At 59.5% G+C, this 15136-nt stretch carries 13 protein-coding genes; 11 read left to right on the top strand and 2 right to left on the bottom strand.

The window, feature by feature from the left end:
- Window positions 1-59 precede the first annotated feature (59 nt).
- From HNR03_RS28345 to HNR03_RS28310, 8 genes are all read left to right on the top strand, one after another.
- Window positions 60-1133, top strand: coding sequence for a fatty acid desaturase (locus HNR03_RS28345; protein WP_259157419.1), 1074 nt, complete (start codon window positions 60-62; stop codon window positions 1131-1133).
- Between the two features lie 403 nt (window positions 1134-1536).
- Window positions 1537-2118 carry an alpha/beta hydrolase gene (locus HNR03_RS28340; RefSeq protein ID WP_222589295.1) on the top strand — a complete coding sequence of 194 codons (582 nt, stop codon included), beginning with the start codon at window positions 1537-1539 and terminating at the stop codon, window positions 2116-2118.
- Between the two features lie 56 nt (window positions 2119-2174).
- Entirely contained in the window at window positions 2175-3107 is a 933-nt protein-coding gene (locus tag HNR03_RS28335) for a sigma 54-interacting transcriptional regulator (protein WP_208670578.1), read from the top strand.
- Between the two features lie 163 nt (window positions 3108-3270).
- On the top strand, window positions 3271-4053 hold the full coding sequence (locus HNR03_RS28330) for a MetQ/NlpA family ABC transporter substrate-binding protein (protein ID WP_027922262.1): 783 nt from the start codon (window positions 3271-3273) through the stop codon (window positions 4051-4053).
- A gap of 545 nt (window positions 4054-4598) precedes the next feature.
- Entirely contained in the window at window positions 4599-5264 is a 666-nt protein-coding gene (locus HNR03_RS28325; protein WP_259157409.1) for an amino acid ABC transporter permease, read from the top strand.
- The gene (locus tag HNR03_RS28320; RefSeq protein ID WP_223415282.1) at window positions 5245-5904 is read left to right on the top strand and encodes an amino acid ABC transporter permease; all 660 of its coding nucleotides are present in this window, start codon (window positions 5245-5247) and stop codon (window positions 5902-5904) included. The genes HNR03_RS28325 and HNR03_RS28320 overlap by 20 nt, the downstream gene beginning before the upstream one ends.
- Entirely contained in the window at window positions 5901-6683 is a 783-nt protein-coding gene (locus tag HNR03_RS28315) for an amino acid ABC transporter ATP-binding protein (RefSeq protein WP_259157404.1), read from the top strand. Before HNR03_RS28320 ends, HNR03_RS28315 begins: the two co-directional genes overlap by 4 nt.
- A complete protein-coding gene (locus HNR03_RS28310) occupies window positions 6680-7546 on the top strand; it encodes a transporter substrate-binding domain-containing protein (RefSeq protein WP_259157403.1) in 867 nt (288 codons plus the stop codon). The genes HNR03_RS28315 and HNR03_RS28310 overlap by 4 nt, the downstream gene beginning before the upstream one ends.
- Before the next feature lie 144 nt (window positions 7547-7690).
- Here HNR03_RS28310 and HNR03_RS28305 read toward each other — a convergent pair whose 3' ends face one another.
- Window positions 7691-8887: an AAA family ATPase gene (locus tag HNR03_RS28305; RefSeq protein WP_259157401.1), complete on the bottom strand. Its 1197-nt coding sequence runs from the start codon at window positions 8885-8887 to the stop codon at window positions 7691-7693.
- Window positions 8888-9082: 195 nt separating this feature from the next.
- On the opposite strand from HNR03_RS28305, the gene HNR03_RS28300 reads away from it, so the two are divergent.
- Genes HNR03_RS28300 through HNR03_RS28290 form a run of 3 tightly spaced genes read left to right on the top strand, consistent with a single transcriptional unit; the run spans window position 9083 to window position 14300 of the window.
- A complete protein-coding gene (locus HNR03_RS28300) occupies window positions 9083-10186 on the top strand; it encodes an efflux RND transporter periplasmic adaptor subunit (protein ID WP_259157399.1) in 1104 nt (367 codons plus the stop codon).
- Window positions 10183-11250, top strand: a complete 1068-nt coding sequence (locus HNR03_RS28295) for an efflux RND transporter periplasmic adaptor subunit (protein ID WP_222589302.1) — start codon at window positions 10183-10185, stop codon at window positions 11248-11250. The genes HNR03_RS28300 and HNR03_RS28295 overlap by 4 nt, the downstream gene beginning before the upstream one ends.
- Entirely contained in the window at window positions 11247-14300 is a 3054-nt protein-coding gene (locus tag HNR03_RS28290; protein ID WP_259157397.1) for an efflux RND transporter permease subunit, read from the top strand. The genes HNR03_RS28295 and HNR03_RS28290 overlap by 4 nt, the downstream gene beginning before the upstream one ends.
- Before the next feature lie 123 nt (window positions 14301-14423).
- Here HNR03_RS28290 and HNR03_RS28285 read toward each other — a convergent pair whose 3' ends face one another.
- Window positions 14424-15050, bottom strand: a complete 627-nt coding sequence (locus HNR03_RS28285; RefSeq protein ID WP_259157394.1) for a bifunctional 2-polyprenyl-6-hydroxyphenol methylase/3-demethylubiquinol 3-O-methyltransferase UbiG — start codon at window positions 15048-15050, stop codon at window positions 14424-14426.
- Window positions 15051-15136 lie beyond the last annotated feature (86 nt).

The following is a 15136-nucleotide window of genomic DNA, read 5'->3' as shown; positions in this document are numbered from 1 at the left end:
ACCATCTTGCGAGGGTTCACAAGGCAGGATGCGAACATCAATAACCAGAGGATGGAAGCATGGACCGTACTTCTGCAAGTCCCCAGCGACTGAATGCAGCTCAACGATCAGCACATATTCGCGAAGTGGTGCTGGCCAGAGGGGTCGAGCTGCGCAAGCGCTACCCGATTCTCAACCATCAGGACGCCTTGGGCGCCGGCATTCTGGCCTTCGCGCTGATCGCAATGATTGGCTCGGCGGCGCTCTACATCACCGGGCACATGGCTTGGTGGGCGTGCCTGTTGCTCAACGCGTTTTTCGCCTCGCTGACCCACGAGCTGGAACACGACCTGATTCATAGCATGTACTTTCGCAAGCAACGCGTGCCGCACAACCTGATGATGGGCCTGGTGTGGCTGGCACGGCCTAGCACGATCAATCCGTGGATTCGCCGCCATCTGCACCTCAATCACCACAAGGTTTCCGGCACCGAAACAGACATGGAAGAACGTGCGATCACCAACGGCGAGCCTTGGGGTTTTGCGCGGTTGCTGATGGTGGGCGACAACGTGATGTCGGCGTTTATCCGCATGCTTCGGGCCAAAACCTGGACGCATAAATTCAGCATCATCAAGCGCACGTTGAAGGTTTATGCGCCGTTGGCGCTGGTGCATTGGGGCGCGTGGTACGTGTTTCTCGGTTTCCATGCGGCCAATGGCATCGCCCATCTGTTGGGGGCGCCAATTGAATGGTCGGCGACTACGTTGTCGGTGATGCAGGTGATCGATATCGCGGCGGTGGTGATCATCGGACCGAACGTATTGCGCACGTTCTGCCTGCATTTTGTCAGCTCGAACATGCATTACTACGGTGATGTGGAGCCGGGCAATGTGATCCAGCAAACCCAGGTGTTGAACCCCTGGTGGATGTGGCCTTTGCAGGCGTTCTGCTTCAACTTCGGCAGCAGTCACGGGATTCACCATTTTGTGGTGAAGGAGCCGTTTTACATCCGCCAGATGACCGTGCCAGTGGCCCACAAGGTGATGCGCGAGATGGGGGTGCGGTTCAATGATTTCGGTACGTTTACACGGGCGAACCGATTTGTGCGCAAGGATGCAACAGAGACCCGGCGTGTGCGTGCAGCTCAGGTCTGAGCAATATCTGCGGAAACTCAAAGGCAAAAACGCCCGTCATCAAATTGACCCAAAGCGACGCTAAGTTGTGACGCAAGCAGCGATGGTTCGGCGGTTATTGAAGGTGATTGGTATATGCGATTCAGGCCTAATAAAGTAATTAAATATTCCTTTATTAGATAACTGCTTTCGCCAATCATTGGCCTCAGGGCTGTTGAACAGCGCTCACACATTTTGAGTTTCCGGGGCCGTCTCCTTGGCAGGGTGCGGCCCCTTTTTTATTTCAGGCAAACACAAACCCTTGTGGGAGACTGGGTCTGTATATTCGATACAGGTCTTAATAAATAGCTTCTTATTCCTTAACGAATATAACTCTCCTCCCTATACTCGACCAGGAACAGACACGCAGCAGGAGAGTTCCCCCATGCGCAACGAATCAATTCGCTACCTGATTGTGCCGGGCTGGCAAGGATCGCCGGAAGATCATTGGCAAAGCCATTGGCAGAACAGCCTGCCGAACAGCGCGCGGGTGGAGCAAGCCGATTGGCTGACGCCGCGTCGTGAGGACTGGGTCGCCGCGCTGGCCGAGGCGATTGCCGCCGATAGCACGCCAGTGATTTTGATCGCCCATAGCCTGGGCTGCATTACCGTCGCCCATTGGGCCGCCACTGCGCCACTGCACTTTTTGCGTCAGGTGCGCGGTGCCTTGCTGGTCGCACCCGCGGATGTCGAGCGTCCCGCCTGCTCACCGGCATTGCGTAACTTCGCGCCGATTCCGAGCCACTTGCTGCCCTTCCCGAGCCAGGTCGTCAGCTCCGACAACGACAGCGCCGTGAGTGCGGCCAGAGCCCTTGAGCTTGCCCGCAACTGGGGCGCCGAGGCGGGGATTTTGTCCGGGGCCGGTCACATCAATGTGAAGTCCGGCCATCAGCGTTGGGAGCAGGGGTTTGCCTATCTCTATCGCCTGCAAAACCGAATGGAACACCACGCCCTGCGACGTGCTTAAACTTTTTTATTGTCAAACGCCCCCCGTCTCCCGGCGGTGTTGGGCGGGAGTCTGCCATGAGCTTTGAAACCTTCGGCCAGCCATTGCTGACCTTTCCCGACGCCGAAAAAAGCCCGCTTAGCATCCGCGCCAAGGCCCTGGTGTTTGTCGATCCACGTTCTCGCCAATTGCGCCAGGAACTGGAACAACTGGCACCGCGCTCGATCTCGGTATTGATTCGTGGCGAAACCGGCAGCGGTAAAGAATTGCTCGCGCGGCACATCCATCGCGCCAGTGATCGTGGCGGGCTGTTTGTCTCGGTGAATTGCGGCGCGATCAGCCCGACCTATGCCGACGCTGAACTGTTCGGTTACGCCGCCGGCAGTTACACCGGCTCGGCCAGCAGTCGCGCAGGCTGGTTCGGCTCGGCCAACGGTGGAACCCTGTACCTGGATGAAATCGGCGACCTGCCGTTGCCGATCCAGATCAAGTTGCTTGCTGCGCTGGAAAACCACGAGGTGACGCGCGTTGGCGCTCATCAACCGAGCCCGGTCGACGTGCGTCTGGTGGCCGCCACCAGTATCGACCTGGCGCAAGCGGTGGCCGCCGGAAAATTTCATGAGCGGCTTTATCACTACCTCAGCGAAGGACAGCTCGAACTGCCGGCGCTGCGTGATCGGGTCGGCGATATTCTTTCGCTGTCCGAATATTTCCTCGGCATCTACAGCCAGCGCCTTGACCTGCCGGTGCCGCTGATCAGCGAAGCGGCGCAGCTTGTGCTGGAGCGACACAGTTGGCCGGGCAATACCCGGGAGCTGGAAAACGTCATTCACTTTGCGCTGCTGGTCAGCACCGGCGACGAGATTTTGCCGGAGCATTTGAATCTGCCAGAGGCGCCTGTGTCATTGCTGCAGATCGAGCAGCAAGTAGCTCATACCGTTAAAAACGGCACGGCTGCCGAGCGTTCAGCGCTGAAGAGCCTGCTGGATAGCCTGGCGCAAACGCTGTAGCGGCCTGTATGAACAAAATGGAATATGAAGGTGAATAAAAGATATTGTTCGGGAATAAAAAATCCCGGTATTGTCCGCTTCACGCCAGCGATAGCACTTCACTGGCACTCGTACTAAACAAGCCGTCGTCGATGACGACCGTGATTTTCGATAAGGACACTGCATGAAAAAGGTTCTGTTGTTCACCGCACTGGCGGCTGCCCTGACCGCGGGCCTGGCCCAGGCTGGCGAGAAACTGGTGGTTGCGGCGACCCCGATTCCACACGCCGAGATTCTGGAACTGATCAAGCCAACCCTCGCCAAAGAAGGCGTGGACCTGGAAATCAAAGTGTTCACCGATTACGTTCAGCCGAACGTGCAGGTCGACCAGAAGCGTCTGGACGCCAACTACTTCCAGACCCTGCCGTACCTGAAAAGCTTCAACGAAGGCAAAGGCACCAACCTGGTGACCGTGATCGGCGTCCACGTCGAACCGTTCGGTGGCTACTCCAAGAAAGTCAAAACCCTGGCTGAGCTGAAGGACGGCGCGACCATTGCCATCCCGAACGAAGGCAGCAACAGCGGCCGTGCCCTGATTCTGCTGCAGAAGGCTGGCCTGATCGAGTTGAAAGACCCTAAAAACGCCTTGGCTACCCCGAAAGACATCGCCAAGAACCCGCACAACTTCAAGTTCAAGGAACTGGAATCGGCCATGCTGCCGCGCGTTCTGGACCAGGTTGACCTGGACATGATCAACACCAACTACGCGCTGGAAGCAGGTCTGAACCCGGCTAAAGATGCGCTGGTGATCGAAGGTGCCGATTCGCCTTACGTGAACTTCCTGGTGGCTCGTCCGGACAATAAGGACAGCGTTGCCATCCAGAAACTGGCCAAAGCCTTGACCAGCCCGGAAGTGAAAGCCTTCATCGAGAAGAAGTACAGCGGCGCGGTACTGCCAGCGTTCTGATTCGCGAGGTAAACCCCTTCAAGGTTTCGAACGCCGACGGCTGGTATAGCGTCGGCGTGATCGTTCCCACGCTCCGCGTGGGAATGCCTCAAGGGACGCTCCGCGTCCAGTGACGCGGAGCGTCACGGGCTGCATTCCCACGCAGAGCGTGGGAACGATCCACATCTCCTAGGCCGCCCTGGCCTCCAGCGCCCTGCGCAACGCCACCAATAACTTCACGATTTCCTGCGGGTCCAGCCGCTGCGGCACTTTTACGTCTGCCATTTTCTCTTCCTTGTGATAGTTCGGCCGGGGGAGTCTGGCCAAAAGCTGTGCGTCCTTGGAGAGGCTTTTTGAAAAAAAGATCCCTCCTACAGCGCAAAGGAAAATAGTCGTCTTCCCTAGCCTCGGCAAATCCGCAGGATAGTTTTTTGCGTGATATCAATATGCTTTAACGGTATTTAAATTCTTCTTTTTATACCTTTAAAGTCGGTGCCTGCCGGGTCGTTATCCACGCCCCATGGACTGCGCCACCGTCGCTTACCCCGCGACGTCCAGGATGTTCAATGAACTTCGATTACGCTTTTATCCTCAGCACACTGCCGGCGTTTCTCAGCGCCGTGGGCGTGACGCTGCAGGTCGGCTTTATCGCCATCGGCACTTCGCTGCTGGTGGCCCTGATCAATGCAACGATTCTGGTTTTCCGCACGCCCTACTTGCAGCGGCTCGTTGGGCTCTATGTAGAGCTGGCGCGCAACACACCGCTGCTCATTCAACTGTTCTTCGTCTACTTCGCTTTGCCAGCGCTGGGTATCAAGGTTTCGGGCTTTGCGGCGGCGATCATCACCATGACCTTCCTCGGTGGGGCTTACCTCACCGAGGTGCTGCGTGCCGGCGTGGACGCCGTGCCCCAGGCACAGCTCGAATCCGGTCGCTCCATCGGCCTCTCACACGGACAATTGCTGCGCTACGTGATCCTGCCGCAAGCCGGGATACTCAGCTTGCCGTCGCTGTTCGCCAACTTCATTTTTCTGCTCAAGGAAACCACCGTGGTCTCGGCCGTGGCGGTGCCAGAGATTCTCTACACCACCAAAAGCTACATCGCGCTCTATTACAAAACCTACGAAATGCTCGCCGTGCTGACGCTGATTTGCGTGCTGCTGTTTTTGCCGCTGTCGCTGCTGCTCAGCCGCCTGGAAAGGAGGCTCCAGCATGGCCAGTTCGGGTCTTGAGTTGCTGTGGGTGTCGTTGCCGCAACTGGGCAAGGGCGCGGCGCAAACCTTGTCTATCTCTTTCCTGAGCATCGCCATCAGCACCGTCGGCGGTGTGCTCTACGGCGTGTTGCGCACGCTGAATTCGAAATGGCTGAACGCGATCCTGCGGGTCTACCTGGAATTGTTCCGGGCGATCCCGGTGTTGGTGTGGTTGTACCTGCTGTTTTTTGGCCTGCCGATTTTTTTCGGCCTGAGCATTCCGAGCTTTTGGTGCGCGGTGTTGGTGCTGTCGTTGTGGGGCGCCAGCGAGGTGGGCGAAGTGGTGCGCGGCGCATTGCATTCGTTGCCACGCGGGCAGCGTGAGGCAGGGTTGTCGATTGGCCTCAACGGCCCGCAACTCTACGGCTACGTGCTGCTGCCCCAGGCGCTGAAGCGCATGACGCCGCCGACCATCAACGTCTACACGCGGATCATCAAGACCAGCTCCCTGGCCGTGCTGATCGGTGTGGTGGACGTGATCAAGGTCGGCCAGCAAATCATCGAACGCACCTACGAATCAGTGCTGATCTACGGCGCACTGTTCCTGTTTTTCTTTTTCATCTGCTACCCGCTATCAGCCGCCTCGCGCGTGTTGGAGCGGCGCTGGACGCAAGCATGAGCGCATTGATCGAGTTCAAGGATTTCAACAAGTTTTTCGGCGAGCAACAGGTGCTCGATGGCATCGACCTGCAGGTGAATCCGGGCGAAGTCATCGTAATTCTCGGCCCCAGCGGCTGCGGAAAAAGCACCTTGTTGCGTTGCCTTAACGGTCTTGAAGTCGCCCACAGCGGCAGCTTGAATTTTGCCGGCCGCGAGTTGCTGGACAAGGGCACCGACTGGCGAGACGTGCGACAACAGATCGGCATGGTGTTCCAGAGTTATCACCTTTTTCCGCACATGAGCGTGCTCGATAACTTGCTGCTCGGCCCGGTCAAAGTGCAGAAGCGCGACCGCCGTGAAGCCCGCGACCAGGCTGAAGCCCTGCTGGCGCGGGTGGGCCTGCTGGATAAGCGCGACGCCTTCCCGCGTCAGCTCTCCGGTGGTCAGCAGCAACGCATCGCCATCGTCCGTTCGCTGTGCATGAATCCCAAAGTCATGCTCTTCGACGAAGTCACCGCCGCCCTCGACCCGGAAATGGTCAAGGAAGTGCTGGAAGTCATTCAAGGTCTGGCCCGCGAGGGCATGACCCTGCTGATCGTCACCCACGAAATGGCGTTTGCCCGCGCCGTGGCTGACCGGATTGTGTTCATGGATGCCGGGCGAATCCTCGAACAAAACCCTCCCGAGATTTTCTTTACGAACCCGCAAACCGCACGAGCGCAGCAGTTCCTGGAGAAGTTCTCCTACGTCGCCGCACTACCCAAAACGACTCAAACAAAGGAACTGGAACTGCTATGAAAACTGCCAAGGCTTCACTGCTGCTACTCCCGCTGTTCGGCCTAGCGTTGCTGGCCGGTTGCAACAAAACCGAAGCGCCTGCCAAACCTGCGACTACCAGCACCAGCTATCTTGAAAAAATCAAGGCGCGGGACAAACTGATCGTCGGCGTCTTCACTGACAAGCCGCCGTTCGGGTTCGTCAATGAGGCCGGGCGTTATGTGGGGTTCGATACCGACATCGGCCGTCAATTCGCCAAGGACCTGCTGGGCGACGAGAACAAAGTCGAGTTCGTCGCGGTGGAACCTGCCAGCCGGATTCCATTCCTGCAAAGCGACAAGGTCGATCTGATCCTGGCCAACATGACGGTTACCCCGGAGCGCAAGGAAGCCGTGGAGTTCACCAACCCGAACCTCAAGGTGGCGGTGCAGGCGTTGGTGCCTCAGTCGAGTTCGGTGAAAAACCTCGATGACCTGGCGACGCGCACCACCATCGTGACCACAGGCACCACGGCGGATATCTGGCTGACCAAGAATCACCCGGACTGGAAGCTGCTGAAGTTCGAAAAAAACTCCGAGTCGCTGCAAGCCTTGGCCAATGGTCGTGGTGATGCCTATGCGCAGGACAATCTGGTGCTGTTCAGCTGGGCCAAGCAGAACCCGGGCTACCGCGTGTTGACCCAGACGCTGGGTGCCGAAGCGCCGATTGCACCAGCGGTGAAGAAGGGCAATATCGAACTGCGTGACTGGGTGAATGCCGAGTTGGCGAAGCTGGGTGAAGAGAAGTATCTGCTCAAGCTGTATGACCAATACGTGCGCAAAGAGCTGAGCGATGACACCAAGCCTGAAAGCGTGATTGTCGAGGGTGGGAAGTGGCAGGGGTGATGCACTGACCTTGATGATCGTTCCCACGCTCTGCGTGGGAATGCCTCTGCGGACGCTCCGCGTTCGGCTTTAGATGTGACGCGGAGCGTCACGGGCTGCATTCCCACGCAGAGCGTGGGAACGATCTTAGGCGATCGGAGAGGGTTAGTCCGGCCAATACCACGCCGGTTCATCCAGCATCCCCTGCCCGACAATCCCGGTCTGGCCCAACGTTTTCTCCAGCACGATGCAATTGCATTCGGGATCTGCCTGCAGCGCCGAAATCAACCGTCGGGCATGCGACACGACCCATACCTGACATTGCTCGGAGGCGCGGATAATCAATCGCGCCAACGCCGGCAACAGGTCCGGGTGCAAGCTGGTTTCCGGCTCGTTCAGCACCATCAGCGTCGGTGGCCGAGGCGTCAGCAGTGCCGCCACCAGCAACAAATACCGCAGTGTTCCGTCCGACAACTCGGCCGCGGACAATGGCCGCAATAATCCTTCCTGATAAAACTCAATCGCAAACCGCCCGCCCGGCAACGGCGCGATGTTCAATCGTGCACCGGGAAAGGCGTCGCTGATTGCATTCCACAGTGCTTCGGGATCGCCAATCTCGATAATGGTCTGTAACGCCGCCGCCAGATCCCTGCCGTCGTGATGCAAAACCGGCGTACGGGTGCCCAGTTGTGGTTGGCGCACGGGTGCATCGGCGTCGCTGCGAAAGTGATCGTAGAAGCGCCAGCGGCGGATGAACTCGCGCATCTCCAGAACCTCCGGCGAGGTACGCAGGCTGCCAACCTGATCGAACAGGCTGTCGAAATTCGGCGTATGTTGCGCCTGCACTTCCCAGTTGCGGTTGGCTCGGGTGCGGATCATCGGGCCATCGCGATCCACCAGCAGGCTCGCTGGACGATAGAATGCCCCGGCCCAAAGACATTCACGCTTGATTTGCGGGTCGAGGCTGAAACGCGACGCGATGGGCGAACTGTTTCCAGGCAACATGAAATGGCCATTGGATTCGGGCAACCCCAGGCTGATCGAGTATCCGAAGTGTTCACCGGCAAAGCCCAGGCGCAGGCGCTTGGCACCGTGGCGCACGGTCGCTTCGATCGGCACCTCACCATTACGCATGCGCCGGGTAATGTTTTCCGGCCCGGCCCAGAACGTCGAGTCCAGCCCACCCTCGCGCGCCAAGGCATTGACCACTCCACCCTGGGCGGTTTCCGCCAGCAGGCGCAACGCGCGGTAGAGGTTGGATTTGCCGCTGCCGTTGGGGCCGGTGATCAGGTTCAACCGGCCCAGCGGAATCACCAATTTGTTGATCGAGCGGTAATTGGCCACCGCGAGGGTCTTGAGCATGGGAAGCTTCCTGCTGTGTAGTTGGCCAGTTTGCCCTATTGCCAGGAACACCGTGATCCCACAGGGCTTCGCCACGGTTACAAGATTTGTGACAGGATCCCTTTATTTGAAGCCGCCAGATGCGCCTGTGGAACCCTGTTCTAAGCTCACAGTCGTATCGCCATTGGCACGTCCGTACAACGCAAAGGAGTTTGCATGGCTGGTCCCGGATTGAAAACAGTGGTTGGCTTGAGTCTTCTTGTCCTGCTGACCGCGTGTGGCGATAAAAAGCCCGTTGAGAAGGACCGCCCACGGGTCTTCGTCCAAGAGGTAAAAGCCGCGGATTACGCCGCATCGGTGACACTCACCGGTGACGTTCAGGCCAGGGTCCAGACCGAACTGTCGTTCCGCGTAGGCGGCAAGATCGTGCAGCGCATGGTCGATGTCGGTGACCGGGTTTCGGCCAAACAAGTGCTGGCCAAACTCGATCCGAAGGACCTGCAGACCAACCTCAACTCAGCCCAGGCTCAGGTGGTGGCCGAGCAAGCGCGAGTCACACAGACCTCCGCCGCCTTCGTTCGCCAGCAAAAGCTCCTGCCCAAGGGCTACACCAGCCAAAGCGAATACGACTCCGCGCAAGCGGCATTACGCAGTAGTCAGAGCGCGCTCACGGCCGCGCAGGCGCAGCTGGCCAACGCGCGCGAACAACTCAGCTACACCGCGTTGATAGCCGACGCTCCGGGCGTGATTACAGCGCGTCAGGCCGAGGTCGGTCAGGTGGTGCAGGCGACGGTGCCGATTTTCAGCCTGGCGCGCGATGGCGAGCGTGACGCCGTGTTCAACGTCTACGAATCACTGCTGACGGAACGGCCTGAAGGCAAAACCCTGGAGGTCAGTCTGCTCGACAACCCGGCGATCAAAACCACCGGCACCGTGCGCGAAGTCACTCCGGCCGTTTCGGCGCAGACCGGCACGGTGCAGGTCAAAGTCAGCCTGAGCAGCCTGCCCGAAGGCATGCAACTGGGCTCGGTGGTCAGCGCCACGGCCAAATTGCCGGGCAAGGCGGCGGTTGAACTGCCCTGGTCGGCGCTGACCAAAAATATCAGCGAACCGGCTGTCTGGCTGGTCGACGGTGAGGGCAAGGCGCAATTGCACACCGTCACGGTCGGACGCTACCTGACCGGCAAAGTGATCATCAGCGCCGGCCTGGACGGTGGCGAAAAAGTCATTATCGCGGGCGGCCAGTTGCTGCACCCCGGCGTGAAAGTTGAAATCGCCGAAAATACTTATAAGGATTTAGCCGTGGAAGCCCAGCCATGAAGCGTCTGTTGTTGGTCTGCACCGCGGTGCTGCTGGTCGCCTGCTCGAAAAAAGAACCACCGCCGGAACCCGTGCGCCCGGTGCTGTCGATCAAGGTCGAGGCGCTGGACGAAGAAAATCTCGGACGCTTCGCCGGGAGCATCCAGGCTCGTTATGAAAGCAACGTCGGCTTCCGCGTGCCGGGACGCATCGCCAGCCGTCAGGTCGATGTCGGTGCCGAAGTCGAGAAGGGAGCGTTGCTCGCCACGCTGGACCCCACCGATCAGCAGAACCAGCTGCGTTCCGCGCAAGGTAATCTGGCCAGTGTGCAGGCCCAATTCATCAACGCCCAGGCCAATGCCCGCCGGCAGCAGGAGTTGTTCGATCGCGGCGTGGGCGCCCAGGCGCAACTCGACATCGCACAGACTGACCTGAAGACCACCCAGGCTTCTCTCGATCAGGCCAAGGCTGCGGTCGACCAGGCCAAGGATCAACTCAACTACGTCGAACTGCACGCCGACCACAAGGCCATCGTCACCGCCTGGAATGCCGAAGCCGGGCAGGTTGTCAGCGCAGGCCAGCAAGTGGTGACCCTGGCGCAACCGGACATCAAGGAAGCCGTGATCGACCTGCCCGATACCCTGGTCGACCAGTTGCCGGCGGACGTGGTTTTCCAGGTCGCGGCGCAACTGGACCCGAGCATCACCACGACGGCGACCATTCGCGAAATCGAACCCCAGGCCCAAAGCGCGACCCGTACCCGTCGCGCCCGCCTGACCCTGACTGAAACACCCCCCGGTTTTCGCCTGGGCACCGCGATCAGCGTGACCCTCAGCTCGGCGATCAAACCGCGGATCGAGCTGCCCTTGAGCGCGCTGCAGGAGGTGGATGGCAAAACCCGCATCTGGGTCATCGATGCGCAGGCCCAGACCGTGGCCCCACGTGACGTCAGCCTGATCAGCCGAACCGATTCGACGATGATCCTGGCCGATGGTGTGAAGTCCGGCGAGCGGGTAGTCAGTGCCGGTGTGAACAGCCTGAAACCTGGGCAAAAAGTCAAAATCGACGAGGACAGCCCGCAATGAAAGGGAGTTTCAACTTATCCGAATGGGCCCTCAAGCATCAGTCGTTTGTCTGGTATTTGATGTTTGTCGCGCTGTTGATGGGCGTGTTCTCGTACATGAACCTCGGCCGCGAGGAAGACCCGTCCTTCACCATCAAAACCATGGTGATCCAGACCCGCTGGCCTGGCGCGACCCAGGAAGAAACCCTCAAGCAGGTCACTGACCGCATCGAGAAAAAACTCGAAGAGCTCGACTCCCTCGACTACGTGAAAAGCTACACCCGTCCCGGCGAATCCACAGTGTTCGTCAACCTGCGCGACACCACCAGCGCCAAGGACATCCCGGAAATCTGGTATCAGGTGCGCAAGAAGATCAACGACATTCGCGGCGATTTCCCTCAGGGCCTGCAAGGGCCGGGGTTCAACGACGAGTTCGGTGACGTGTTTGGTTCGGTGTACGCCTTCACCGCTGACGGCTTGTCGATGCGTCAGTTGCGCGATTACGTGGAACAAGTGCGCGCTGAAATTCGTGAAGTGCCGGGGTTAGGCAAGGTCGAAATGATCGGTGAGCAGGACGAAGTCCTCTACCTGAATTTCTCCACCCGCAAACTGGCGGCGCTGGGCATCGATCAGCGCCAGGTGGTGCAGAGCCTGCAAGGCCAGAACGCGGTGACGCCGGCCGGGGTGATCGAAGCGGGACCGGAGCGCATTTCGGTGCGCACCTCGGGGCAGTTCGAATCCGAGAAAGACCTGGCCAACGTCAACTTGCGACTCAATGATCGCTTCTACCGTTTGGCCGACATCGCTGACATCAGCCGTGGTTACGTCGACCCGGCGACACCGGAGTTTCGCTTCAACGGCCACCCGGCCATCGGCCTCGCCATTGCGATGAAGAAGGGCGGCAACATCCAGGTGTTCGGCAAGGCACTGCATCAGCGCATGACCGACCTGACCGCGGACTTGCCGGTGGGCGTCGGTGTTCACACCGTGTCCGACCAGGCCGAAGTGGTGGAAAAAGCCGTCGGCGGTTTCACCAGTGCATTGTTCGAAGCGGTAGTGATCGTGCTGATCGTCAGTTTCGTCAGCCTCGGCGTGCGCGCCGGGCTTGTAGTGGCGTGCTCGATCCCGCTGGTGCTGGCGATGGTCTTTGTCTTCATGGAATACAGCGGCATCACCATGCAGCGGATTTCTCTCGGTGCGCTGATCATCGCCCTCGGCTTGCTGGTGGACGATGCGATGATCACGGTGGAGATGATGGTCACGCGTCTGGAAATGGGCGAGACCAAGGAGCAGGCGGCGACCTTCGCCTACACCTCGACCGCGTTCCCGATGCTCACCGGCACGCTGGTGACCGTCGCCGGTTTTGTGCCGATTGGCCTCAACGCCAGTTCGGCCGGCGAGTACACCTTCACCCTGTTCGCGGTGATCGCCGTGGCGATGCTGGTGTCGTGGATCGTCGCGGTGCTGTTCGCCCCGGTGATCGGCGTGCACATCCTCAGCGCCAATGTGAAACCCCATGACGCCGAGCCCGGGCGCATCGGTCGTGCGTTCAATTACGGCATGCTGTGGGCGATGCGCAATCGCTGGTGGGCCATCGGCATCACCATTGCGCTGTTCGTGGCGTCGGTATTTTGCATGCAGTTCGTGCAAAACCAATTCTTCCCGTCCTCGGACCGCCCGGAAATCCTCGTCGACTTGAACCTGCCGCAAAACGCCTCCATCGGTGAAACCCGCAAGGCTGTGGACAAACTTGAAGCAACACTCAAGGACGATCCGGACATCGTGCGCTGGAGCACGTACATCGGCGAGGGTGCGATTCGTTTCTACCTGCCGCTCGACCAGCAACTGCAGAACCCGTACTACGCGCAATTGGTCATCGTCAGCAAAGACCTGGAATCGCGTATTGCCCTCAGCCAGCGCCTGCGTGAAAGGTTGCGCAAAGATTTCGTCGGCATTGGCAGCTACGTCCAGGCGCTGGAAATGGGCCCGCCGGTCGGCCGTCCGATTCAATACCGGGTCAGCGGCAAGGACATCGATCAGGTGCGCAAGCAGGCGATCGCCCTGGCCACCGTACTGGACAAAAACTCGCACATTGGCGAGATCATTTACGACTGGAACGAGCCGGGCAAAGTCCTGCGTATCGACATCGCCCAAGACAAGGCGCGGCAGTTGGGGCTTTCGTCGGAAGACGTGGCCAACCTGATGAACAGCATCGTCGTCGGGGCGCCGATCACCCAGGTCGATGACGATATCTATCTGATCAACGTCGTGGGCCGTGCTGAAGACGCGGAACGCGGTACGCCGGAAACCCTGCAGAACTTGCAGATCGTGACACCGGGCGGCACCTCCATACCGCTGCTGGCGTTTGCCACCGTGCGCTATGACCTGGAGCAGCCGCTGGTCTGGCGCCGCGACCGCAAGCCGACTATCACGGTCAAGGCCGCGATGCGCGACGAGATACAGCCGACGGACCTGGTGAAACAGCTCAAGCCGGACATCGACAAATTCGCCGCCAGTCTGCCGGTGGGTTACTCGGTTGCCACCGGCGGTACGGTAGAGGAAAGCGGCAAGGCTCAAGGGCCGATTGCCAAGGTGGTGCCGTTGATGTTGTTCCTGATGGCGACCTTCCTGATGATCCAGTTGCACAGCGTGCAGAAGCTGTTCCTGGTGGCGAGTGTCGCGCCCCTCGGGTTGATCGGCGTGGTGCTGGCGTTGGTTCCGACGGGAACGCCGATGGGCTTCGTGGCGATCCTCGGGATTCTGGCGCTGATCGGCATCATCATCCGCAACTCGGTGATTCTGGTGACTCAGATCAACGCGCTGGAGATGGAAGGCTATTTACCGTGGGATGCCGTGGCGCAGGCCACGGAACATCGTCGTCGACCGATTCTGTTGACCGCTGCGGCAGCGAGCCTGGGGATGATCCCGATTGCCCGGGAAGTGTTCTGGGGACCGATGGCGTACGCGATGATCGGCGGGATCATCATCGCCACGTTGCTGACGTTGCTGTTTTTGCCGGCGCTTTATGTGGCCTGGTACAAAATCCGCGAACCGAAGAAAGAGCTGCGGTAAGGCGAGCGCTTCGCGCTGATCGTTCCCACGCTCTGCGTGGGAATGCAGCCCGTGACGCTCCGCGTCACTGGACGCGGAGCGTCCCTTGAGGCATTCCCACGCAGAGCGTGGGAACGATCATGTCTAGGCCTTACGCCAGACACTCGCCAGCCAAGGCTGCTGCTCGCGCGGCAGCCCCGCCGGCCGGTAATAATGCTCCAGCTCGACAAACCCGGCTTCGGTCAGCAACTGCTGCCATGCCGCCAGGTCGTGATACGCCCCATACCGCGGCCCATTCCAGCCTTCCTGATTTTCCCCGCGTGGATTGGAACTGAACAACACGCCACCCGGCTTCAACGCCCCGCGCAACTCCTTCAACACCCGAGGCAATTCCTGGCGCGGGATGTGAAACAGCACCGCATTGGCAAAAATCCCGTCGAAGCGCTCAGCCGGCAGATCCAGCTTCAGAAAGTCCTGCTGCCACACCTCGCAACCACTGTCTTCACGCGCCATTTGCGCGAACTTTTCTGAACCATCCAGCCCGACGGCGGTGTGGCCCATGCGCGTGAAGGTTTTCAGATCTCGCCCCGGGCCACAGCCAAAATCCAGAATGCTGAACGGCGCCTCGCCCTGAATATGCCGCAGCAGGGCATCGATGTTCTGGCTCACATCGTGATCGCGAGTCCCTTCGCGAAAACCTTCGGCCACTGAGTTGTAATGGCCCAGGGTGGTGGAGGTGATCTGCTCGAGGTCGGCGGGGGTCTGTTTCATGGTCGGCTGCGCAGGCAATGGGGATTTGCCGAATATACGCCATCACACATGGGGCTGCTTCGTAGCCATTCGCGAGCAAGCCCGCT

Source organism: Pseudomonas sp. JAI111 (genome assembly GCF_024809425.1).
GTDB lineage: Bacteria > Pseudomonadota > Gammaproteobacteria > Pseudomonadales > Pseudomonadaceae > Aquipseudomonas.
The sequence above is the reverse complement of the archived record's forward strand: the minus strand, read 5'-3'. Positions and strand labels throughout refer to the sequence as shown.

Bases quoted from the DNA above. Each gene is read 5' to 3' on its own strand.
- HNR03_RS28345 (WP_259157419.1), top strand. From the start codon at position 60: ATGGACCGTACTTCTGCAAGTCCCCAGCGACTGAATGCAGCTCAACGA.
- HNR03_RS28340 (WP_222589295.1), top strand. From the start codon at position 1,537: ATGCGCAACGAATCAATTCGCTACCTGATTGTGCCGGGCTGGCAAGGA.
- HNR03_RS28335 (WP_208670578.1), top strand. From the start codon at position 2,175: ATGAGCTTTGAAACCTTCGGCCAGCCATTGCTGACCTTTCCCGACGCC.
- HNR03_RS28330 (WP_027922262.1), top strand. From the start codon at position 3,271: ATGAAAAAGGTTCTGTTGTTCACCGCACTGGCGGCTGCCCTGACCGCG.
- HNR03_RS28325 (WP_259157409.1), top strand. From the start codon at position 4,599: ATGAACTTCGATTACGCTTTTATCCTCAGCACACTGCCGGCGTTTCTC.
- HNR03_RS28320 (WP_223415282.1), top strand. From the start codon at position 5,245: ATGGCCAGTTCGGGTCTTGAGTTGCTGTGGGTGTCGTTGCCGCAACTG.
- HNR03_RS28315 (WP_259157404.1), top strand. From the start codon at position 5,901: ATGAGCGCATTGATCGAGTTCAAGGATTTCAACAAGTTTTTCGGCGAG.
- HNR03_RS28310 (WP_259157403.1), top strand. From the start codon at position 6,680: ATGAAAACTGCCAAGGCTTCACTGCTGCTACTCCCGCTGTTCGGCCTA.
- HNR03_RS28305 (WP_259157401.1), bottom strand. From the start codon at position 8,887: ATGCTCAAGACCCTCGCGGTGGCCAATTACCGCTCGATCAACAAATTG.
- HNR03_RS28300 (WP_259157399.1), top strand. From the start codon at position 9,083: ATGGCTGGTCCCGGATTGAAAACAGTGGTTGGCTTGAGTCTTCTTGTC.
- HNR03_RS28295 (WP_222589302.1), top strand. From the start codon at position 10,183: ATGAAGCGTCTGTTGTTGGTCTGCACCGCGGTGCTGCTGGTCGCCTGC.
- HNR03_RS28290 (WP_259157397.1), top strand. From the start codon at position 11,247: ATGAAAGGGAGTTTCAACTTATCCGAATGGGCCCTCAAGCATCAGTCG.
- HNR03_RS28285 (WP_259157394.1), bottom strand. From the start codon at position 15,050: ATGAAACAGACCCCCGCCGACCTCGAGCAGATCACCTCCACCACCCTG.